The following is a 20,645-nucleotide window of genomic DNA, read 5'->3' as shown; positions in this document are numbered from 1 at the left end:
ATGGTTCCTTCCGACGGCAGGGACGCTCCCTGCCGTCGAGACGAGCCTCGCCGTCGCGGGGCCCGGTGCCATCGCCGGGAGGTTGACTGCTCTCGTCCGACTTCTGGTTGATGTCCGGTGGGTCGTGGCCGCCGTACGCTGCAACGGACATGGCACACAGCACCCTCACGCCCGTGTTCGTCGGGCTCCGCACCGGACTGCACGTGCTGTTCGCCGCGCTCGTGGCACTCGTCGTCGTCCGGGTCCTCGTCGTCCGTGACCCGACCATGTGGGCGGCGATCGCCCTGGTGGTCGGGTTCGCCGTCCTGTACCTGCTCGGCGCCGGTGTCGCCGCCGCGCCGGAGGCACGCCGAGCCGTGGTGGGAGCGGCCTGGATCACCGCCTTGACCGTCGTGTGGGTGGCGTTGCTCGTCCTGGTGCCGGAAGCGGCGTACCTGGTGTTCCCGTTGTTCTTCCTCTACCTGCACGTCCTGCCCCGGATCGTCGGGCCGGCCGCCGTGGTCGCAGCGACCCTGATCGCGGTCGTCGCCCTGGGCCTGCACGGCGGCTTCACCGTGGGCGGGGTGATCGGGCCCCTCGTCGGTGCCGGGGTCGCGTTGCTCATCGGCCTCGGCTACCGGGCGCTCGCCCGCGAGTCCGTCGAGCGGGAGGCACTCCTGGCGGAACTCCTCGCCACCCGCGACCGACTCGCCGCGACCGAACGGCAGCAGGGGGTCCTCACCGAACGCGCCCGCCTGGCACGCGAGATCCACGACACCGTCGCGCAGGACCTCTCCAGCATCCAGATGCTCCTCCACGCCGCCGAAGCAGCCGACGGCGGCCGGCGGGGCATCGAGCACATCCGCCTCGCACGCGCCACAGCGGCCGACGGCCTCGCCGACACGCGGCGCTTCATCCGGGAGCTCGCACCGCCGTCCCTCGATGCCGGCCTCCCCGCGGCACTGCGCCGCCTCAGCGACCAGTGGCACCGCGAGGGGCTCGGCATCACCGTGACGGCCGCACCCGAAGCGTCGGAGTTGACGATGGACGTGCAAACCGCTCTGCTGCGCATCGCCCAGGGGGCCGTCGCGAACGTCGCCCAGCACGCCGGCGCCACGACCGTCGACATCACCCTCGACGTCACCGCGACGCACGCGTCCCTGCGGGTGCAGGACGACGGCTCCGGCTTCGACCCCGACCGTGTCGGCACCCGCTCCGGCACGTCCGACGCGTTCGGGCTCCGCGCGATGGGTGAACGTGTCGACCAGCTGGGTGGCCGTCTCACCATCGACAGCGCACCCGGGGACGGCACGACCATCACCGCGACCGTGCAGGTCGGTCGCCCGTGATCCGACTCGTCATCGCGGATGACCACCCTGTCGTCCGCGCCGGCCTGCGCGCGCTCCTCGACGGGGCGGTCGACGTCGACGTCGTCGGGGAGGCCGCGACACCCGACGAAGCCGCAGCGCTCGTGGCGTCCCTGGCCCCCGACCTCGTGCTCATGGACCTGCAGTTCGGGCAGGACCGCACCGGTGCCGACGCCACCCGGCAGATCCGGTCGACCGACGCCGCGCCGTACGTCCTCGTCCTCACCAACTACGACAGCGACGGCGACATCCTGGGCGCTGTCGAAGCGGGGGCCAGCGGGTACCTGCTCAAGGACACGCCGCCCGACGAACTGCTCGCCGCGGTGCGCGCCGCAGCCGCCGGTGAGAGCGCCCTCGCGCCGGCGGTCGCGAGCCGCCTGATGGCGCGGATGCGTGCGCCACGGGTCAGCCTGTCCGCTCGCGAGATCGAGGTCCTCCGGCTCGTCGCCGAGGGTGCCTCGAACGTCGATGTTGCGGCACGCCTGCACATCACCGATGCGACCGTGAAGTCACACCTGGTCCACGTGTTCTCCAAGCTCGGCGTCGGATCCCGGACCGCCGCGGTGTCCGAGGCCCGGGCGCTCGGCATCCTGCGCTGACGGAGCCGACGGAGCCGACGGAGCTGACGGAGCCGACGGAGCTGTCCCGCTCGCGGACACCAGTGCCCCGCACTGCTCAGGGATCGGTCAGGGTGCCCCGGACGATCGAGTCACCGGAGTGCGCCGGATCGCCGTCGTCGGCCTCGGCCGAGACGTCCACGACCGGGAACTCCGCGGTGTCGACGCCGTCGGGCACCGTGAAGCGGCCCTGGTCGCCGTCGAGGTAGCCGACGCTCACCAGTCCGCCGAGGTCCGACCGCATCATCCAGACCTCGCGGAGCGGACCGGTGCCGGAGCGACCGCGCTCTCCGTGCAGGTCGACGAGCAGGGTCACCCGGCCGTCCTGGTCACGTTCGAGTTCGGCGCGGCCGGTCGTCCCCGACCAACCGGGCAGCGCTGCGAGCTCGGTGTTCGCCAGGACGGTCTCGGTGTCGCCGCGGGGGAGTCCGGGGACGACCCCCGACGCCACACCGATGCCGAGGACGACGGCGAGCACGCCGACGCCGGCGATCACCAGCGCCAGGACACGGCGACGACGCGGACGGGATCGGGGTCGGCGGGCCACGGCGTGGTGCTGCGCGTCGGACCGGCTGCCGCCGGCTGCCCCGCCGCACGTGCGTTCAGCCGCTCGTGCGGGATCGGTCGCCGGCGCCGCAGCCTGCTGCGGCGTCCGGGCGACCTCGGCCGCGATCCGGTCCCACACGTGCTCCGGGGGCGCGGCCAGCGTGACGTCCTCGGACGCCCGGGTCACCGCGGCGACTCGCTGCAGCGCGGCGACCTCGTCGCGGCACCGGTCGCAGGACGCCAGGTGCTCGGCGACGTCGTCCGCGGCGACCTGGTCGGAGACCGCGAGCATCGCCAGCGTCTCGTCGTCGACGTGCTTCATTCGATCACCTCCAGACGTGTTCGGAGCCGAGCCAGACTTCGGTGGATGTGGCTCTTGACGGTGCCCAGCGGCAGTTCGAGCCGTTCGGCGATCTCACGATGGCTGAGGTCGTCGTAGAACGCCAGTCGCATCACGCGCCGTGGGACCTCGTCGAGCCGCTCGAGCTCGCCGGCGACGAGTGCCCGTTCGGCCAGGTCGAAGGCCGGTTCCGGCGCCGGGGTGGTCTCCTCGACCACGTCCGGGTCGGCGGCGCTGGCGTGCCGTCGGCGCTCGTTCTGCGCGTCGGCGATGCAGTTCCGGGTGATGCCGACCAGCCATGCGCCGAGCGGGGCACGGCCGGGGTCGTAGCTCGTGCTGCGCTGCCAGGCCTTCACGAAGACCTGCTGCGTGACGTCCTCCGCGGCGGCCGGGTCGGCCAGGGCGCGCAGGGCCAGCGAGTACACGAGCGACGACCACCGTTCGTAGACGGCTCGCAGGGCGTGCTCGCCCCCGGCGCGGAACGCGTCCGAGAGCTCGCTGTCGTCCGGGAGGATGGTCGTCACGTCTTCCTGTCGCTGGCGCGGTCGTCGTCGACCACGATCCGATCGTAGGGGGCGGATCGTCGCCACGGTCAGGCCGGGACCGCGGTGACGATGAGGTTGCTCTCGTAGTGTCCGGTGGCTGCGTCGAACGTCCCACCGCAGGTCACCAGGACGAGCCGTCGTGGTCCGTCTTCGCGGAACACCTCGCCCCAGGGGAGTCCCTGCTTCTCGAGCATGCTGACGGAGTCGATCCGCCACGCGGTCTCGGCACCGTCCGCGTCGGTCAGGGTGACCCGGGTGCCGGTCGGGGCGTCGCCGAGCCGGGAGAACGGGCCGATGCCGTAGCCGACCGCGTCGACGTGGGCCGCGATGACGACGGTGCCCTCGGTGGACGACGGTGCGGCACCGAACCGGTACCAACCCGCGGTGGCCGGGTCGGGCGGGAGCGCCATGGCGCCGTCCTCGTCGACCCCCTCGGGGCGGATCGGCGCGCGGATGCCGGCGTGGTCGACCGTGATGGTGGTGGGGGCGGGGGCGTCCCGGACCGGGGGGATCGTGGCGGCCTGCTGCGGGACCTCGGTCGAAAACGCCGACGGGACCGGTGAGGGGGTGGTGGTCGGCAGGACGGACGGCTGCCCGCCGGGGGCGGTCCCGGCCGACGAGCACCCGGTCAGGGCGGCGGCCGCCACGGCGACGACGAGCGTCACCGTGGCGGACCGCACGGGGCGTGGCACGTTCAGCGGCGGGTCGCTGCGTGCCGGCGGCGGAGCACCACGGCCCCGATCGCGGCAGCGGCGGCCAGTGCGGCCGCCGCTGCGCCGACCAGGGGCAGGGGGTCCTGGTCGTTCGTGGCCACGAGACCGGCGTTCCCGGCGGGGACGCCGTTCGGCGTGCCACCGAGGTCCGCGATCGTCTGCGTGGCGAGGGCGAGGTTGTCGTCGTCCAGGCTGCCCCAGGCGTAGACGATGGTCGACGAGCCCGCGGTGACCGCGACGTCCGCCGGGCCGATCACGGGGTCGGTGGTCCCGGTGGCGGCGACGGTCGCCGACACGGTGCCGGCCGGCAGCTCGAGTGCCTGCTCGTCGGGGTTCGACAGGTTCGACACGACGGCCTTCCCGCCGGCGAGGACGTCGACGGCCGGTGCGGCGGCGACGTGCCGGACGACCAGACGTCCCTGGCCGGCCGCGACGGCCGACGTGTCGTTGGTGAACACCGTGGCGGTGGGTGACCCGTCCGTGGCGTCGTGCGCGACGGCGGTGTAGTTGCCGCCGGCGTCGAACGAGACGTCCGCCGGGCCGATGATCGGCTTCGACGCGTCGGTGGCGTCCGAGGCGGTGATCGCGAGCTGGTGCGCACCGGCCGGCACCATCATCGGGCCGGCGAGGGTGCCCGGGGTGAAGTCGTCGATGGCACGTTCGCCGTCGAGGTAGACGTCGACGGTGACGTCGGGGACGGCGTGGAGGACCGAGAGCGTCGCCTCGCCGGTGGCGGCGGTCGCAGCGGTCGCGGGCAGTACGGCCGCAGCGGCGGCGAACAGGACACCGGCGCTGAGGCCGGTGGCGAGTGTCTTGCGCATGACGTGTCTCCTTCGGGCCTGTCCGGGCCGGTGCGGACGACGTCGTCCTCGACGTCGTACCCCCACTACCGCCGGAGCACCCCGATCGGATGCAGCGATTTCCTGGGGATCAGCTGAGACGGCCCGAACGCGTCGCTAACGCACCCGTCACACCCGCCGATAGTCCTCCGTGCAGGCCCACGGACGGGCCCGCATCCCGCCCCACGGACGGCGGCGGGACGATCGAGAACCAGGACGGGCCATGATCGTCGTCACACGACTGAACGGCAGCGGATTCGCTGTGAACCCCGATCTCGTGGAGCGCATCCAGGAGACGCCGGACACGACGCTCATCATGGTCGACGGCGCGAAGTACATCGTGCGGGAGTCGATGGCCGACGTCATCGACCTGATCGCCGCGTACCGCGCACGCATCGTCGGGATGGCCTACGGCACCGACCAGGCCCCCCGCACGAACACCGGCCCGCAGCCGACGCTCGCCCCGGTCGCCGCACTCCGCTCCACGCAGCACGGTCGCGCGCTGGACGGGGGTCGCTGACGTGGACATCGCAACGATCGTCGGCATCCTGCTCGCCTTCGGCGCCCTGTTCGGCATGGTCCAGATGGAGCACGTCGAGCTCGGTGGACTCTTCCTGCCCGCCCCGATGCTGCTCGTGTTCGGCGCCACCATCGGCTGCGGCATCGCGAGCACCACGCTGAAGGACGCGATCGCCAGCTTCAAGGCCGTGCCGAAGGCGTTCACCGGCAAGGTCACCCCGCCGGCGTCGGTCATCGACGACGTCGTCGGGCTCGCCGAGACCGCCCGCGCCAACGGCCTGCTCGCCCTCGAGCAGGAGGCCGACAAGCACGACGACCCGTTCATGAAGAAGGCGCTGCAGAACATCGCGGACGGCACCGACGGCGACGAGCTGCGGATCCTGCTCGAGGACGAGATCGAGTCGAACGCGGCACCGACCCGGAGCGCGAGCGCGTTCTTCATGGGCCTCGGCGGCTTCGCCCCGACCGTCGGCATCATCGGCACCGTGGTCTCGCTGACCCACGTGCTCGCGAACCTCGGCAAGCCCGACGAGCTCGGACCGCTGATCGCCAGCGCGTTCGTCGCCACCCTGTGGGGCCTGCTGACCGCGAACTTCATGTGGCTGCCGATCGGCGGCAAGCTGCGCAAGCTCGCCCAGCTCGAGTCGGACCGCCAGACGCTCCTGATGGAGGGGCTGCTCGCGGTGCAGGCCGGCAGCCAGCCCCGTCTGCTCGGCGAGCGGCTGAAGGCCATGGTCCCGCCCGCCGCCCGCGCCGACACGGGCGGCAAGGGCGGCAAGGGCGGCAAGAAGGTCGACGCGGCCGACGACCAGCAGCTGGCGGCCTGACCGTGAGTGCCAACCCCCGGGGCCGCGGCCGCGGTCGCGCGAAGAAGTCCCACGACGAGGCCGAGCACCCCGACGAGCGTTGGATGGCGTCGTACATGGACATGATCACGGTGCTGATGTGCATGTTCCTCGTGCTCTTCGCGATGTCCACCGTCGACCAAGAGAAGTACATCCAGCTGAAGCAGTCGCTCGCCACCGGCTTCGGCGAGGTCGACTCGCAGAAGATCGACACCGCGAGCGGCACCGTCGTGACGAAGGACCAGGTCGAGGACGGCTCCGGCTACTCGACGGACAAGTCCCAGGCGGACCACTCGACCGCCTCGTCGGGCACGAAGGACACCAACGTCGACCCCGCGTCGACGGTGGTGCCGACGACGGCGAGCAAGCAGGACCTCGCCGAGGCGAAGCGCGAGCTCGACGACCTGACGAAGCTCGAGCGTGCGATCCAGCGCAACCTGGCGAAGGCGGGGCAGACCGAGAACGTCCAGTTCACCGTGGACGCCCGCGGCCTGATCGTCCGGCTGATCGGCAGCGAGACGTACTTCGGCACGAACAGCGCGGACCTGTCCGACCAGGCGCGGTCGATCATGGACGCCATCGCGCCGGTGCTGAAGACCTCCGACCACGACGTCAGCGTCGAGGGCCACGCCGACCAGCGGAACTCGACCGCGCCGTACGCCACCAACTGGGAGCTCAGCGCGGCGCGGGCGACCGGGGTCCTGCGCGACCTGGTCGAGCGGGGCGGGATGCCCGGCGACCACGTGCAGAGCGTCGGGTTCGGGTCGAGCCGGCCGCTGGCGAAGGGCGGCACGGACCGGGACCTCGCCCTGAACCGGCGGGTCGACATCGTGGTCCTGTCGAACGCCGACCAGGACGTCAGCGCCCTCATGCCGGCGCTGGCGAAGGCACAGGACGGAGCACAGCAGGGCTGAGACACGCAGCGGGCGGAGCGCACCAGCGCTGCCGCCACCGCCCCACTACGGGGTACAGCACTGACGGGTGCCCCACAGGTGACCGATAGACGCACCCGTGACCGAGACCCTGCCAGCGCCCGAGGTGTACGACTTCGCGCGCCCGTCGACGCTGGCCCGTGAGCACGCCCGGGTCCTCGAGCTCGCCTTCGAGACGTTCGCGCGCCAGTGGGGCACGCAGCTGACGGCGAAGGTCCGCGCGGTCAGCCAGGTCACCTGCGAGCAGGTGGAGATGACGACGTACGACGAGTACGCCGCGTCGCTGCCCGCACTCACCGGCATGGTGCTGCTGCCGATCACCGGCCTGACCCCGAAGGGCGTGCTGCAGGTCCCGCTCGACGCCGCGCTGACTTGGGTGTCGCACGCGCTGGGCGCCTCGAAGCCGCTGCCGACGCCGGACCGCACCTTCACGCCCATCGAGCAGGCCCTGGTCCGCAAGATCGTCGAGGACGCCCTCGACGACCTCCGCTACTCGTTCGGCGGGCTGCTCGCGCAGGACGTCACGGTCGGCGGGTTCCAGTTCAACAGCCAGTTCGCCCAGGCCGCGCAGAAGGGCGACCTGATGATCGTCGCCTCGTTCTCGATCCGGGTCGGCGACCGCATCGCCCCCGGCACGCTGGCCCTGCCGGCCGAGGCCGTCCTGCCGCAGCTCGGCGAGGCCGCCGCGCACGTGTCGCCCGCCGACGCCCGAGCCCTGCTCGACGCGCAACTCGAGAGCGTGCCCGTGGGCGTCAGCCTGCGCTTCGCCCCGGCCGCGGTCCTGCCGACGCAGGTCCTGCGGCTCGCCGTCGGCGACGTCCTGCCGCTGCCGCACCCGCAGCACCGGCCCCTCACCATCGCGGTCGACGGCGAACCCGTCGGCACCGCCGCGGTCGGCGCGAACGGCTCGCGCCTCGCCGGCATCGTCGTCACCACCACGAGCACGGAGCAGCACTGATGACCGAAACGACCACCCTCCACACCGCAGCGGCCGAGTCGCTCGCGGCGCAGCTCCCGACGGCCGCCCCCCTGACCGCGGTGCTCCTGCCTGGAGGCGCGACACCGGTCGTGCTCGACGCGGCGACGGACGCCGTGGTCGCCTCGTTCGTCGGCGGCCTGTCGGCCGACCTGGCGCTCGTGCTCACCGACCTCGAGTCGATCACGGCCGCCGGAGGCACCGACCACGGCATCGTGGCCGTCACGGACGTCCTGCGTCCGTCGCTCGAGGCCGCGGCCGGGGTCCTCGGCGTCGGGGTGCTCGGCGAGGCGAACCGCGAGTCGGCCGCGTCGCTGCTGGCCGACCCGGACACCGTCGTGTTCGAACTGACCGCCGGTGGCCTGCCCGCCGGGTGGTTCGGCATCCGGGTCCGCGAGAACGGCACGGTGTCCGCGCCCGTCGTGGCGAACCTGCCCGCCGGCAACCTCGGCCGGATCAACAACGTCGAGATGACCCTGACGGTCGAGATCGGCCGCACCCGGATGTCGGTCCGCGACGTGCTCGGCATGGAGCCCGGCGCCGTCGTCGAGCTCGACCGCAGTGCCGGTGCCCCCGCCGACGTCCTGCTGAACGGCCGCCTCATCGCGCACGGCGAGGTCGTCGTCGTCGACCAGGACTACGCGGTCCGGATCACCCGCATCCTCGACGTCGCCGAAACGGTCTGACCCGCACGTGGACACCCTCGTCGTCACCCTCCGCGTCGCGCTCTCGCTCGGCGTCGTGCTCGCCCTCATGTGGGTGCTGCACCGCGCGAGCCGCAAGCGCTTCTCGGGCAAGCCGTCGGGCCGTCGTGCCGCGACCGTCGAGGTCGTCGGTCGGCAGGGCATCGGCGGCAAGGCGAGCGTCGTCGTGGTCGACGTCGAGGGGGAGCGGCTCGTGCTCGGCGTGTCCGAGCACGGGGTCAACCTGCTCACCAGCGGGCAGGCGCCCGCGCCGGAACTCACCATCGTGACCGGACCGGTGGCGCTGCCCGTGCGTCCCGCCCCGTCGGCCGACGCGTTCGGTCGGGAACTCGCGCAGCAGTCGGACGCGACCACGGGCCTCCCGGCAGACACGGACGACGTGACCCGCACGACCGACGCGACCAGCGCCGTCGCGCCGCTGCCGATGCGCCCACGCAACCGTCGCCCGCAGCGCGCCGTGCCGAGCGCGCAGCAGCTGCAGGGCTCGATCCTGTCGGTCGACACCTGGCGCCAGGCCGCCGCCGCGCTGCGGAACCGGCGGGCCGGGTGACCGCGGCAGGGCCGCACCGGCTGGCACGGTCGGGTCGACTCGTCGCCCTCGTCCTGCTCGGCCTGGCGGTCGTGGCCGGGTTCCTGATGCTCACGACGACGGGTGCGCACGCCGCCGGTGTCGTCGAACCCACCGCCCCGGCGACCCCGACCGCCCCCGCGACCGGTGACTTCAGCGTCAGCGTGAACGGCCCGGACGGCACCCCGTCGTCGGCCGTGGTGACGCTCATCGGCATCACGCTGCTGAGCGTCGCGCCCGCGCTGATGCTCATGATGACGTCGTTCACGAAGATCTTCGTCGTGCTCGCGATGACCCGGAACGCGCTCGGGCTGCAGTCCATCCCGCCGAACCAGGTGATCGCCGGACTGGCGCTGTTCCTGTCGCTGTTCGTGATGGCACCGGTGCTCGGGCACATCAACGACGACGCCCTGCAGCCCTACCTGGCCGGGCACCTCGACTTCAACCAGGCCGTCGAGATCGGCACGAAGCCCCTGCGGACCTTCATGCTCCACCAGACCCGCGACGAGGACGTCGCCCTGATCACCCGCGCCGCCGGGCTCGACAACCCGAAGTCGATGGCGGACGTGCCGATGACGACGGTGATCCCGGCGTTCATCATCTCGGAGCTCCGCAGCGCGTTCATCATCGGGTTCGTCATCTTCATCCCGTTCCTGGTGATCGACCTCGTCGTCTCCGCAGCCCTGATGTCGATGGGCATGATGATGCTCCCGCCGGTCATGATCTCGCTGCCGTTCAAGATCCTGCTCTTCGTGCTGGTCGACGGCTGGGGCCTCATCATCACGTCGCTCATCGAGAGCTACCACGTTGTCTAGGGGGCACGCATGAACCAGCAGGCAGTCATCGACCTCGTGCTCCAGGCGCTCCTGGTGTCCGGCAAGCTCGCCGCCCCGGTGCTCATCACCTCGCTCGTCGTCGGCTTCGCGATCTCGCTGTTCCAGTCGGTGACGCAGATCCAGGAGGTCACGCTCTCGTTCGTGCCGAAGGCCGTCGCCGTCGCGATCGCCCTGGTGGTCTGCGGCAACTGGATGATCTCGGAGATGATCGCGTTCACGCACGTCGCCTTCGACATGATCCCGAAGCTGCTCGGGGCCGGTTGATGGAGCTCAGCATCGACGCCGACCGTCTGGAGGCGACCATGCTCGCAGGCGTCCGGCTCGTCGCGTTCTTCGTCATCGCGCCGCCGTTCTCGTACCGGGCGTTCCCCGGCACCGTCAAGGTGATCCTCGGGCTGGGGCTCGCCATCGGCGTCGCCCCGCGCGTCGCCGTCGGCTACGAGTCGCTCGACACGGGGCCGTTCCTGCTCGCCCTGCTCACCCAGCTCGTCGTCGGGCTGTCCCTCGGGTTCCTGGTGTTCCTGGTGTTCGCCGCCGTCCAGTCGGCGGGTGCGCTCATCGACCTGTTCGGCGGGTTCACGCTCGCGCAGGCGTTCGACCCGCAGTCCCAGGTCAACGGCGCCCAGTTCACCCGCCTGTTCCAGATGACCGCGCTTGCGCTGCTCTTCACCTCGGGCGGCTACCAGCTCATCGTCGGTGGCCTGGTGCGGTCGTTCGACGCCGTGCCGCTCACCGGCACCTTCGCGGTGGACGGGCTCGCGTCGATGCTCGTGACCGCGATGTCGCAGATGTTCCTCGCCACCCTGCAGATCGCCGGACCGCTCGTCGTCGTGCTGTTCCTGGCCGACGTCGGCCTCGGGCTGCTGACCCGCGTGGCACCGGCGCTCAACGCGTTCCAGATGGGCTTCCCGATCAAGATCGGCCTGACCGTCCTGTTCGCCGGCGCGCTCTTCATGGCCCTGCCCTCCGTGGTGTCCTCGCTGACCGGCGACGCCGTCGAGGCGATCACGGGACGGGGGTGACGACGTGTCCGACAGCGGAGAACGTTCCGAACAGGCAACCCAGCAGCGGATGCGCGAGGTCCACGAGAAGGGCCAGATCGGCCGCTCGCAGGACCTCGGCGCGTGGATCGGGATCGCCGTCGCGGCGCTCATGATCCCTGCCGCGATCGGCAACGCCGCGGCCGCCGGACAGGACCAGCTCCTCGCCGTGCAGCGGGTCATCGAGGACCCCGAGCTCGGTGCCGTGCAGGCCCTGCTCGCCGACGCCCTCGGTTCGATGGGTGCGACCCTCGGCCCGATGCTCGCGGTCGTCGCGGTCGCGGTGCTCGCCGCCGCCGTCACCCAGGGCGGGGTGCACTTCCGCAAGATGACGCCGCAGCCCGACCACTTCGATCCCGTCGCCGGGCTGAAGCGCGTGTTCGGCACCCAGGCGCTCTGGAACGGGGCGAAGGCGCTGCTGAAGACCGCCGTCGTCGGGCTCGTCCTGTGGTTCGCGGTGCAGGGGCTCATGCCGGTCCTGATGACGAGCGGCTCGCTGCCGCTGTCGGCCGTGCTCGAGGCCGCCGCCGCCGGGTCGGGCACCCTGCTGCGCGCCGCGATCGTCGCCGGGCTCGTCCTGGCAGCCCTCGACGTGTTCGTGGTGATCCGCCGCAACCGGAAGCGCACGATGATGACCAAGCGCGAGGTCAAGGACGAGAACAAGCGGAGCGACGGCGACCCGCTGGTGAAGTCGCAGCGCCGCTCCCGTCAGCTCGCGATGAGCCGCAACCGGATGATCCAGGCCATCGGCACCGCGGACGTCGTGATGACGAACCCGACCCACTACGCCGTCGCGATCAAGTACGAGCCGGGGAAGTCCGCGCCCCGGGTGGTCGCGAAGGGGGCCGGCCCGGTCGCCGACGTGATCCGCGCCCGTGCCGAGGACGAGCGCGTGCCGATCGTCCGCGACGTCCCGCTCACCCGGGCACTGCACGCCGCGTGCGAGCTCGGGCACGAGATCCCCGTCGACCTGTACACGCCGGTGGCCCGCGTCCTGTCCTTCGTGATGGCGCTCAAGGCCCGCGGCACCGCCTCCGGCACGCACGCACCGCCGCGGCCGACCACCCCGGACGAGGTCGCGAGCGTCATCGACCCCGCCACCCTGACCGGTGACCTCCGCCCCCGCAAGCTCCGCACACCGCGCACCGCAGAGAACCAGACCGAAGGACTCCCCGCATGAACCGCAAGGACCTGCCGAAGCTCGTCGTCCCGGTGTTCATCGTCGGCATCATCCTGCTGCTGATCCTGCCGGTGCCGTCGTTCCTGCTCGACTTCCTGATCATCATCAACATCCTGCTGGCGCTGGTGATCCTGCTCACGACGCTCTTCGTGAAGAAGCCGCTCGACTTCTCGGTGTTCCCGTCCCTGCTGCTCGTCGCGACGCTGTTCCGGCTCGGCCTCAACGTGGCGTCCACCCGGCTGGTGCTCGGCGAGGGCTTCGCCGGTGACGTCATCCAGGCGTTCGGCCACGTCGCCGTCTCCGGGTCGATCATCATCGGCGCGGTCATCTTCCTCATCCTCATCGTCATCCAGTTCGTCGTGGTGACGAAGGGTGCTGAGCGCGTCGCAGAGGTCGGGGCACGCTTCACCCTCGACGCGATGCCGGGCAAGCAGATGGCGATCGACGCCGACCTGAACGCCGGGCTCATCACCGACCAGGAAGCCAAGGAGCGCCGCGCCGCGGTGTCCGCCGAGGCCGACTTCTACGGCGCGATGGACGGTGCGTCGAAGTTCGTCAAGGGCGACGCGATCGCCGGCATCCTGATCATCATCATCAACCTGATCGGCGGCATCGCGATCGGCATGCTGCAGAACGGACTGTCCGCCACCGACGCCCTGTCGAAGTACGGCATCCTGACGATCGGTGACGGCCTGGTCACGCAGATCCCGGCGCTGCTCATGGCGGTGTCCACGGGCATGATCGTCACCCGGTCCGGTGCGGAGTCCGAGATGGGGTCCTCTGCCGCGACCCAGCTGTCGCAGTCGCGGAACGCCCTGATGATCGCCGGTGTCGCCGCGATCGCGATGGGCTTCATCCCCGGCATGCCGATCCTGCCCTTCCTGCTCGTCGGCGCGACCCTGCTCTTCACGGGCTGGCGCATCGGCCGGAACGCCGCCCGGGCCGAGGCCGACGCCGCCCAGCAGCAGGCACTCGCGGCCGCCGCACCGACCGGCGACACCCCGGAGGACCTGCTCGAGCAGATGCGCGTGCACGCCCTCGAGATCCTGCTCGCCCCCGACCTGGTCGACATGGTCTCCGGCGCCTCGGACGACCTGCTCGGCCGGGTGCGTGCGCTCCGCCGCAAGATCGCGATCGACATGGGCATCGTCGTCCCGCCGGTCCGCACCCGCGACTCGATCGACCTGCCGCCGTCGACGTACGCCATCCGCATCGCCGGCGTCGAGGCCGGTCGGGGCACCGCGCCCGCCCGCAGCGTCCTGGCGCTCGGCGACCACCTGGACGGCCTGCCCGGCACCTCCACCGTCGAGCCGGTGTTCGGCCTGACCGGTAAGTGGGTGCCCGCCGAACTGCGGCACGCCGCCGAGATGACCGGAGCGACCGTGATCGACCGGGTCTCCGTGCTCGTCACCCACCTGCAGGCGGTCATCGGCGACAACGCCGCGCGCCTGCTCACCCGCGAGGACGTCAAGGTCCTGACCGAGGGCGTCAAGCAGGTCAACCCCGCCGCGGTCGAGGAGCTCGTCCCCGGCATGCTCTCGATGGCCGAACTGCAGCGGGTGCTGCAGGGCCTGCTCGCCGAGCGCGTGCCGATCAACGACCTCGGCCGGATCTGCGAGGCCCTCACGCTCCGCGCCAAGGTGTCGACCGACCCCGAGGGGCTCGTCGAGTCCGCCCGTGCGGCCCTCGGCCCGGCCCTCGCCGCCCGGCACACCGACGCCGGCACCCTGCGCGTCATCATGATCGACCCGATGCTCGAGCAGTCGATGCTCGAGGGGCTCCGGCCGTCCGAGCAGGGCAGCCAGATCGTGCTCGACGCGCACCGCATCGAGCAGGTCCTGGGCTCCGTCCGCGACGCCGTGCGCTCCGTGGAGGACCAGGGGCTCTCCGCCGTCCTGGTCTGCGCACCGCAGCTCCGCCCGGCCGTGCACCGCATGGTCGCCGCCCAGTCGAACGGGCTCCCGGTGCTCTCGTACCAGGAGGCCACCGCCGCGGGCTCCACCATCGAGACCGTGGGAGTGGTCCGTGCCGCCGACCCGATTGCAGCGTAGCGGCGCCACGCTCGAGTCCGTCCGCGACGCGGTCCGGACCGAGTTCGGTGCGGGTGCGCGGATCGTCGCGGCCGAACGCGTGACCACGCCGGGCTTCGGCGGGCTGTTCCGCAAGGCGCACGTCGAGGCCACCGTCGAGGTGCCGGAACCGGCGGACCAGCCCACCGCCCGGGTGATCATCGCCGACTCGCCCGTGCAGCGCGTCGGCATCGCCGCGCTGCTCGCCGACGCCGAGGCAGCCGAGGCACGCATCGCCGGCACCGACGGCACCGCGACGACGCGGGCCGACGCCTTCGCGTCGGTGCTCGACGGGTTCCAGGCGGACGGGATCACGCCGCGCGACCCGCGCCCGACGCGCGCGCCGGCCGAGCCGGACGTGCCCGCCGGGGTCGACCCGCGCCTCCAGGCCGCCGCCGACGCGCAGACGGTGGTCGACACGCAGGCGGTGGCCGTCGCGCAGCCGGTCGTCGAGACCCGGTCGGGAGGCCCGTCCCGCGTCCTCGACGCGCCCTCGCCTGCTCCGGTGGCCCGGTCCACCGCGCCCGCCGTGCGGTCCGCGGACGGTGACCTGGTGCTCCTGGTCGGGCGGCCGAACGACGTCGACGCCGCCGCCGGGCTCTTCGCGGTGCGGCACGCGCTCCGCCCGACGGACGCCGCCGACCGCCGTGCCGCGATCCTGGCGCGGGCCGACGGTGTCCGGGACGGTCACGCGGTGCTCGCCGTCGCCGCGTGGGACGACCGGGCGACCGGCGACGCGCTGCAGGCCGACCAGGTGTGGGTCGTGGTCGACGTCGGGCGGAAGCCCGCGGACTCGGCCGCGATGGTGTCCGCGGTGGCCTCGCGGCTGCCCGTGGTCGGTGTCGTGGCGATCGGTGCGGGGGAGACCGCCACGCCCGGGTCGGTGGACCTGCTGGGGCTGCCCGTCGTGTCGCTAGGCTGAACCGGTGCTGGTACTCACGCGGAAGGTCGGCGAGCGGATCCTCGTCGGCGACGACATCGTCATCACGGTGCTCGACTCCCGGGGCGACGGCGTCCGGATCGGCATCGACGCCCCGCGCGGTGTGAAGATCCAGCGCGAAGAGGTCGTGCGTGCGGTCGCCGAGGCGAACGCCGAGGCCGCCGCTGCCGGTGACGACGCCGAGGCGCAGCTGCGCGCGGCGCTCGGAGCGCGTGGCGGGGCTGCCGCGGACGGCTCGACTCCGTCGGGACCGACCGACTCCTAGCCGTCCGACGCAGCCACGCCCGTCACGGGCGCGGCTGCTCGTCGATCACGGCTGCGGCTGTGTGTCCGTCACGGGCGGGGCTGCACGTCCGTCACGGACGGGGCTTCTTCTCCTGTTCGGGCAGCCGGCCGGCGGCGGCCTCGGCGGCGAACCAGGCACGGGCCTCGTCCTGTCGGGCCTGCTCGGCACCGAGCGCGATCGGCGCCCGGACGTGACCGGGCTCGTACCCGAAGGTCTCGACCAGCTGCGGCACGATGGGCCGGACCCGGGCGACGAGCCGGTCGATGTACGCCGAGACCGCACGGGCACGCTGCGCCGACAGCCGACCGTGCAGCAGGTACCAGTCCAGGTGCTGCTCGAGCAGGCCGAGCGCGAACAGGTCGCGCAGCCAGACGAGCACCCGTCGGGTGTCGCCCTCGGTGACCTCGTCGAGCGCCTCGGTGAAGGCGTCCCACTGCATGAGCTCGGCGTGCGCCTTCGACGCCTCGATGAGCTCGTGCTGCGAGCGGTTCAGCAGTCGGGCGGCGCGGGCTCGGTCCTTGCCGGCCGACGCCAGGCGCATGCCGATCTCGGCGACCATGGTGTCGACCCGACCGGCGAGCAGTTCGCGCTGCGTGCGGGGGTCCTGCAGGTCGGCGACGCTGGCGGCCAGGGACCCGCGGTCGGCCACGGTCTGGCCGAGGCGACGGATGCCGGACGCATCGGCCAGCTTCGACGCCGCGACGGCCGCCACGAACTTCGCGGTGGACGCCGGGTCCTTCGGCGCCTTCGCGCGGAACTCGGTGAGCAGGCGCTTGCCGACGAGCTGCAGCAGCACGGTGTTGTCGCCCTCGAACGTCACGTAGACGTCGAGGTCGGCGCGGAGCCCGGTCAGACGGTTCTCGGCGAGGAACCCGGCACCGCCGCAGGCCTCGCGGGCCTCCTGCAGGGTGTCGAGCGCCGACCAGGTCGACATCGACTTGAACGCCGCGGCCTGGGTCTCCAGGTCCTCCCGGCGCTCCGGGGTGTCTTCACGACCGCTGAAGACGTCGTCGAAGGTGCGCAGGAGCTTCTCGTGCGCGAACGACTGCGCGAACACGGTCGCCAGGCGCGGGATGAGCCGGCGCTGGTGCCGGCCGTAGTCGAGCAGCACGCCTTCGGTGCCGTCACCGGTGGGGAACTGGCGGCGCTGCATGGCGTAGGTCAGGGCGATCTGCAGCGCGATCTTCTGGGCGACGACCGCGGCGCCGTCGAGCGACACCCGGCCCTGCACCAGGGTGCCGAGCATCGTGAAGAACCGGCGGCCGGGCGAGGCGATCGGCGACGAGTAGGTGCCGTCCGCGGCGACGTCGCCGTAGCGGTTCAGCAGGTTGGTGCGGGGGACCCGGACGTGGTCGAACGCGAGCCGGCCGTTGTCGATGCCGTTCAGCCCGCCCTTGGGGCCGTCGTCCTCGCCGCTGACCCCGGGCAGGAACGCACCCTCGGCGTCGCGGAGCGGGACGTAGAACGCGTGCACGCCGTGGTCGACACCGGCGGTCACGAGCTTCGCGAACACGACGGCGGCGTGGCCGTGCAGGGCCGCGTTGCCGATGTAGTCCTTCCACGCACCGCGGAACGGCGTGTGGATCTCGAACTCCTCGGTCGCGGGGTCGTACGTCGCCGTCGTGGCGATGCTCTGCACGTCCGAGCCGTGGCCGGTCTCGGTCATCGCGAAGCAGCCGGGGACCTCGAACGAGACGATGCCCGGCAGGAACTCGCGGTGGTTCGCCTCGGTGCCCAGGTGGTGCACGGCGGACCCGAACAGTCCCCACTGCACCCCGGCCTTGATCTGCATCGACGGGTCGGCGACGACGAGCTCCTCGAACGCCGCCAGGTTGCCGCCGTGGTTGTCCTGGCCGCCGAACTCGGCGGGGTAGGGACGCTGGATCGCCCCGGCGTCGACCAGGGTCCGGAGCTGCTCGAGCACGCGTGCCCGGTGCTCGGGGATCGGCTGGCCCTCGATCTTCTGCATCGCGGGGTCGAGCGCGAGCCGCCGGGAGATCCGGCGGTCCTCGGCCCAGCGTCCGAGCAGGAGCTCCTGCACCAGCTCGACGTCGATGCGGACGTCGGTGTCCGTGCCGGCGGTCGGGGTGCCCGCTGCCGGGTCGCCGGCGGCGTCGGCGTTCGGCGCGGCGTGCTGCGCGGCGACGTCCGGCGCGGTGTCGCTTCCACTGGCGGGGGTGGTGCGCTGGGCGGGTGCGGTGTCGACCATGGGCGGAGTCCTCCTGAACTGCGGTGTCCGTGTTGCACCGTCCACGCTAGACACCGGTGCCGACAGTGGCGGGAACGCCGTGCGGGCCGCACAACCCCGTGTCGCCGGTGCCGTCACGAGGTCGTGGGAACCCTCCAAAGACATGAGCGGGGTTCGACGATTGGGCGTGCCCACCCGGCCAGGGGCAGACTGGCCGCCATGTCACGTACCACCCCCGCGGACCGCGAAGGCCGTCCCGGACGCACCTTCTTCGGGCAACCGTTCGAGCTCTCCACACCGTTCGCCGTGGAGCTCTGGGAGCGGTTCTCGTTCTACGGGATGCAGGGCATCGTCCTCATCTACATGTACTACACGGTCACGCAGGGCGGCCTGGGGATCGACAAGGGCATCGCCACCGGCATCATGGGTGCCTACGGCGGCGCGGTCTACCTGTTCACGATCATCGGGGCGTGGATCGCCGACCGGCTGATCGGTGCGGACCGGACCCTGTTCGGCAGCGCGATCGTCGTGATGCTCGGGCACATCGCCCTCGCGCTCATCCCCGGGGTGGCCGGGGTCGGGGTCGGCCTCGTGCTCATCGCGCTCGGCTCCGGCGGGCTCAAGGCCACCGCCACCACGATCGTCGGCGGCCTCTACAGCCGCGAGGACCCGCGCCGCGACGCCGGCTTCTCGCTCTACTACCTCGGCGTGAACCTCGGGGCGTTCTTCGGACCGCTGCTCACCGGGCTGCTGCAGAGCTCGTTCGGCTTCCACTGGGGCTTCGGCCTGGCCGCCGTCGGCATGGCGGCGGGCCTGGTGCAGTACGCGATCCGGCGGAAGAAGCTGCCCGAGGTCGTCCGCCACGTGGCGAACCCCGTCGACCGCCGCCGTCTGCCGCTCATCGGTGCCGGCGTCGTCGTCGCGCTCGTCGTCATCGTCGTCGCCGTGCTGACCGGCCTGCTCAACGTCGGCAACCTGCCCACCGTCGTGGTGGCGGTCGTCGTGCTGGCCACCATCGGCTACTTCGTGGTCATCCTGTCGAGCGGCATCACCCGTGACGAGCGGTCGCGGGTCTTCGCGTTCATCCCGCTGTTCATCGGCAGCGCCGTGTTCTGGTCGCTCTACCAGCAGCAGTTCACCGTCGTGACGGTCTACTCCGACGAGCGCCTCGACCGCTCGCTGTTCGGCTGGGAGATGCCGGTGTCGTGGGTGCAGTCGATCAACCCGGTCTTCATCATCGTGCTGTCCGGTGTCTTCGCGGCGCTGTGGACCAAGCTCGGTGACCGCCAGCCGTCCACCCCGACGAAGTTCGCTCTCGGCACCGGGATCATGGGGCTCGCGTTCCTGCTCTTCCTGCCGTTCACCGGATCGGGCGAGAACGGCACGCCGCTGCTGGCGCTCGTCGGCATCCTGCTGGTCTTCACGCTCGCGGAGCTGCTGCTCTCGCCGGTCGGCCAGTCCGTCGCCACGAAGCTCGCACCGCCGAAGTTCCAGACCCAGATGGTCGCGCTGTTCTTCCTGTCGGTGTCGCTGGGCACCGCCGTCACCGGGGTGCTGTCCCGCTACTACGACCCGGCGAACGAGGCCCCGTACTTCACGATCCTCGGCCTGGTCGCCGTCGTGGTGGGCATGGTCCTGCTGCTCCTGGCCAAGCCGGTGCTGCGGCTCATGCGCGGCATCCGGTAACCTGAGCGGAGCCACACGCCGACGCAACCAAGGAGTCACCACCCATGCTCGAACTCATCGCAGGGATCATCATCGGCGTCGGCGTCCTCGGTGGCGTCGGGTGCTGCATGGCCGTCGCGGCCATGATGAAGAGCGGCTCCGAGGAGTACTGAGTCCCTGACCCGGACTACTCGCCGCTGCCGGTCGTGACCGGCACCAGCTGACGACTCAGGACGGTCGCGCGCTCGAAGGGGCCGCGGCCGTCCTTCGTGTACGCGGGCTCATCGAAGGCAACGGTCCACGTGCGCTGTGTCCCGCCGATCTGACTCCCGCCGGGAGCCACGATCACCCCGATCGGCTCGTCGGCCCACTGCTCGCCACCCCGATCGGTGTCGATGACCTGCACGAGGGCACCGATGCCGAGACCGGGAGCGTCGTCGGGGCGGGGATTGGGGGAGCGGCGGCGTCCGAACACGCCATCACCGTAGCGTCGCGTGGTCATGGAACGTCTGTGCGGCACCTGGCGACACGCTGACGGCCCGGCCGCCGCGTGGTCAGGACACCACGCCTGCGGCGCGTCGAGTGGTCACGAACTGTCGGCTGCGGCGCCGCCAGGCGACGCGTCGTGACCGCTCGGCGGAGGTGAGCGGGGTGTTGCGACCGGCGGGAGGACGGCCGGGAGGCCCGTGGCGGCCCCGCACCGCGCCTCCAGGCCGCTGTCGGTCGCGTCCAGAGCGCGGGCCGGGTGGTCGGGACACCCCGCCTGCCGCGCGTCGAGTGGTCACGAACTGTCGGCTGCGCCGCCGCCACCCGACAGTTCGTGACCCCTCGGCGGAGGTGAGCGGGGTGTTGCGACCGGCGGAAGGGCGGCCGGGAGGCCCGTGGCGGGCCCGCACCGCGCCTCCAGGCCGCTGTCGGTCGCGTCCAGAGCGCGAGCCGGGTGGTCAGGAC

Annotated in this window: 22 protein-coding genes; 16 read left to right on the top strand and 6 right to left on the bottom strand. The window is 72.1% G+C overall.

Annotated elements, in window-relative coordinates:
* Positions 1 to 149 precede the first annotated feature (149 nt).
* Together BIU91_RS01600 and BIU91_RS01595 are read left to right on the top strand one after the other, a co-directional pair.
* Positions 150 to 1,328: a sensor histidine kinase gene (locus BIU91_RS01600; RefSeq protein WP_071403911.1), complete on the top strand. Its 1,179-nt coding sequence runs from the start codon at positions 150 to 152 to the stop codon at positions 1,326 to 1,328.
* Positions 1,325 to 1,945 (top strand): response regulator transcription factor, encoded by a 621-nt coding sequence (locus BIU91_RS01595; RefSeq protein WP_071403910.1) that lies wholly within the window; start codon positions 1,325 to 1,327, stop codon positions 1,943 to 1,945. Before BIU91_RS01600 ends, BIU91_RS01595 begins: the two co-directional genes overlap by 4 nt.
* A gap of 76 nt (positions 1,946 to 2,021) precedes the next feature.
* Here the strand turns inward: BIU91_RS01595 and BIU91_RS01590 are convergent, their stop codons facing one another.
* The 4 genes from BIU91_RS01590 to BIU91_RS01575 form a co-directional block, all read right to left on the bottom strand.
* Positions 2,022 to 2,831 (bottom strand): anti-sigma factor, encoded by an 810-nt coding sequence (locus tag BIU91_RS01590; protein WP_071403909.1) that lies wholly within the window; start codon positions 2,829 to 2,831, stop codon positions 2,022 to 2,024.
* Positions 2,828 to 3,373: a sigma-70 family RNA polymerase sigma factor gene (locus BIU91_RS01585; protein ID WP_071244624.1), complete on the bottom strand. Its 546-nt coding sequence runs from the start codon at positions 3,371 to 3,373 to the stop codon at positions 2,828 to 2,830. The genes BIU91_RS01590 and BIU91_RS01585 overlap by 4 nt, the downstream gene beginning before the upstream one ends.
* 68 nt (positions 3,374 to 3,441) lie before the next feature.
* A complete protein-coding gene (locus tag BIU91_RS01580) occupies positions 3,442 to 4,074 on the bottom strand; it encodes a class F sortase (RefSeq protein ID WP_084740419.1) in 633 nt (210 codons plus the stop codon).
* Positions 4,075 to 4,088: 14 nt separating this feature from the next.
* A complete protein-coding gene (locus BIU91_RS01575) occupies positions 4,089 to 4,928 on the bottom strand; it encodes a DUF4397 domain-containing protein (protein ID WP_071403907.1) in 840 nt (279 codons plus the stop codon).
* Positions 4,929 to 5,169: 241 nt separating this feature from the next.
* Here BIU91_RS01575 and BIU91_RS01570 point away from each other — a divergent pair, with 241 nt between their 5' ends.
* From BIU91_RS01570 to csrA, 13 genes are all read left to right on the top strand, one after another.
* Entirely contained in the window at positions 5,170 to 5,466 is a 297-nt protein-coding gene (locus tag BIU91_RS01570; RefSeq protein ID WP_027465534.1) for a flagellar FlbD family protein, read from the top strand.
* 1 nt (position 5,467) lies between these two features.
* On the top strand, positions 5,468 to 6,292 hold the full coding sequence (locus BIU91_RS01565; protein ID WP_071403906.1) for a MotA/TolQ/ExbB proton channel family protein: 825 nt from the start codon (positions 5,468 to 5,470) through the stop codon (positions 6,290 to 6,292).
* A gap of 2 nt (positions 6,293 to 6,294) precedes the next feature.
* Positions 6,295 to 7,224 carry a flagellar motor protein MotB gene (locus BIU91_RS01560; RefSeq protein ID WP_084740416.1) on the top strand — a complete coding sequence of 310 codons (930 nt, stop codon included), beginning with the start codon at positions 6,295 to 6,297 and terminating at the stop codon, positions 7,222 to 7,224.
* Positions 7,225 to 7,321: 97 nt separating this feature from the next.
* Positions 7,322 to 8,200, top strand: coding sequence for a flagellar motor switch protein FliM (locus BIU91_RS01555; RefSeq protein WP_084740413.1), 879 nt, complete (start codon positions 7,322 to 7,324; stop codon positions 8,198 to 8,200).
* Positions 8,200 to 8,904 carry a flagellar motor switch protein FliN gene (gene fliN / locus BIU91_RS01550; RefSeq protein WP_071403904.1) on the top strand — a complete coding sequence of 235 codons (705 nt, stop codon included), beginning with the start codon at positions 8,200 to 8,202 and terminating at the stop codon, positions 8,902 to 8,904. The genes BIU91_RS01555 and fliN overlap by 1 nt, the downstream gene beginning before the upstream one ends.
* 7 nt (positions 8,905 to 8,911) lie before the next feature.
* Complete coding sequence (locus BIU91_RS01545; RefSeq protein WP_071403903.1) at positions 8,912 to 9,472, top strand: flagellar biosynthetic protein FliO; 561 nt, start codon at positions 8,912 to 8,914, stop codon at positions 9,470 to 9,472.
* Positions 9,469 to 10,305 carry a flagellar type III secretion system pore protein FliP gene (gene fliP, locus BIU91_RS01540; protein ID WP_027465540.1) on the top strand — a complete coding sequence of 279 codons (837 nt, stop codon included), beginning with the start codon at positions 9,469 to 9,471 and terminating at the stop codon, positions 10,303 to 10,305. The genes BIU91_RS01545 and fliP overlap by 4 nt, the downstream gene beginning before the upstream one ends.
* A gap of 9 nt (positions 10,306 to 10,314) precedes the next feature.
* Entirely contained in the window at positions 10,315 to 10,590 is a 276-nt protein-coding gene (locus BIU91_RS01535; RefSeq protein WP_027465541.1) for a flagellar biosynthetic protein FliQ, read from the top strand.
* The gene (locus BIU91_RS01530; RefSeq protein WP_071403902.1) at positions 10,590 to 11,348 is read left to right on the top strand and encodes a flagellar biosynthetic protein FliR; all 759 of its coding nucleotides are present in this window, start codon (positions 10,590 to 10,592) and stop codon (positions 11,346 to 11,348) included. The genes BIU91_RS01535 and BIU91_RS01530 overlap by 1 nt, the downstream gene beginning before the upstream one ends.
* Before the next feature lie 4 nt (positions 11,349 to 11,352).
* Positions 11,353 to 12,546 carry an EscU/YscU/HrcU family type III secretion system export apparatus switch protein gene (locus BIU91_RS01525; protein ID WP_071403901.1) on the top strand — a complete coding sequence of 398 codons (1,194 nt, stop codon included), beginning with the start codon at positions 11,353 to 11,355 and terminating at the stop codon, positions 12,544 to 12,546.
* Positions 12,543 to 14,597 (top strand): flagellar biosynthesis protein FlhA, encoded by a 2,055-nt coding sequence (locus BIU91_RS01520; RefSeq protein WP_027465543.1) that lies wholly within the window; start codon positions 12,543 to 12,545, stop codon positions 14,595 to 14,597. The genes BIU91_RS01525 and BIU91_RS01520 overlap by 4 nt, the downstream gene beginning before the upstream one ends.
* Complete coding sequence (locus BIU91_RS01515; protein ID WP_071403900.1) at positions 14,572 to 15,537, top strand: hypothetical protein; 966 nt, start codon at positions 14,572 to 14,574, stop codon at positions 15,535 to 15,537. Before BIU91_RS01520 ends, BIU91_RS01515 begins: the two co-directional genes overlap by 26 nt.
* Before the next feature lie 4 nt (positions 15,538 to 15,541).
* Positions 15,542 to 15,820: a carbon storage regulator CsrA gene (csrA, locus tag BIU91_RS01510; RefSeq protein ID WP_071403899.1), complete on the top strand. Its 279-nt coding sequence runs from the start codon at positions 15,542 to 15,544 to the stop codon at positions 15,818 to 15,820.
* Between the two features lie 91 nt (positions 15,821 to 15,911).
* Here the strand turns inward: csrA and BIU91_RS01505 are convergent, their stop codons facing one another.
* Complete coding sequence (locus BIU91_RS01505; RefSeq protein ID WP_071403898.1) at positions 15,912 to 18,050, bottom strand: acyl-CoA dehydrogenase; 2,139 nt, start codon at positions 18,048 to 18,050, stop codon at positions 15,912 to 15,914.
* Positions 18,051 to 18,248: 198 nt separating this feature from the next.
* Between BIU91_RS01505 and BIU91_RS01500 the strand changes: the two genes are divergently transcribed.
* Positions 18,249 to 19,715, top strand: a complete 1,467-nt coding sequence (locus BIU91_RS01500; RefSeq protein ID WP_171907746.1) for a peptide MFS transporter — start codon at positions 18,249 to 18,251, stop codon at positions 19,713 to 19,715.
* 166 nt (positions 19,716 to 19,881) lie between these two features.
* Here the strand turns inward: BIU91_RS01500 and BIU91_RS01495 are convergent, their stop codons facing one another.
* Entirely contained in the window at positions 19,882 to 20,169 is a 288-nt protein-coding gene (locus BIU91_RS01495) for a hypothetical protein (protein ID WP_139196716.1), read from the bottom strand.
* Positions 20,170 to 20,645: the final 476 nt, after the last annotated feature.

The organism is Curtobacterium sp. MMLR14_002, from assembly GCF_001864975.1.
Taxonomy (GTDB): Bacteria; Actinomycetota; Actinomycetes; order Actinomycetales; family Microbacteriaceae; genus Curtobacterium; species Curtobacterium flaccumfaciens.
Note: the sequence above shows the minus strand (reverse complement) of the source record. Positions and strands in the feature narration are given on the sequence as shown.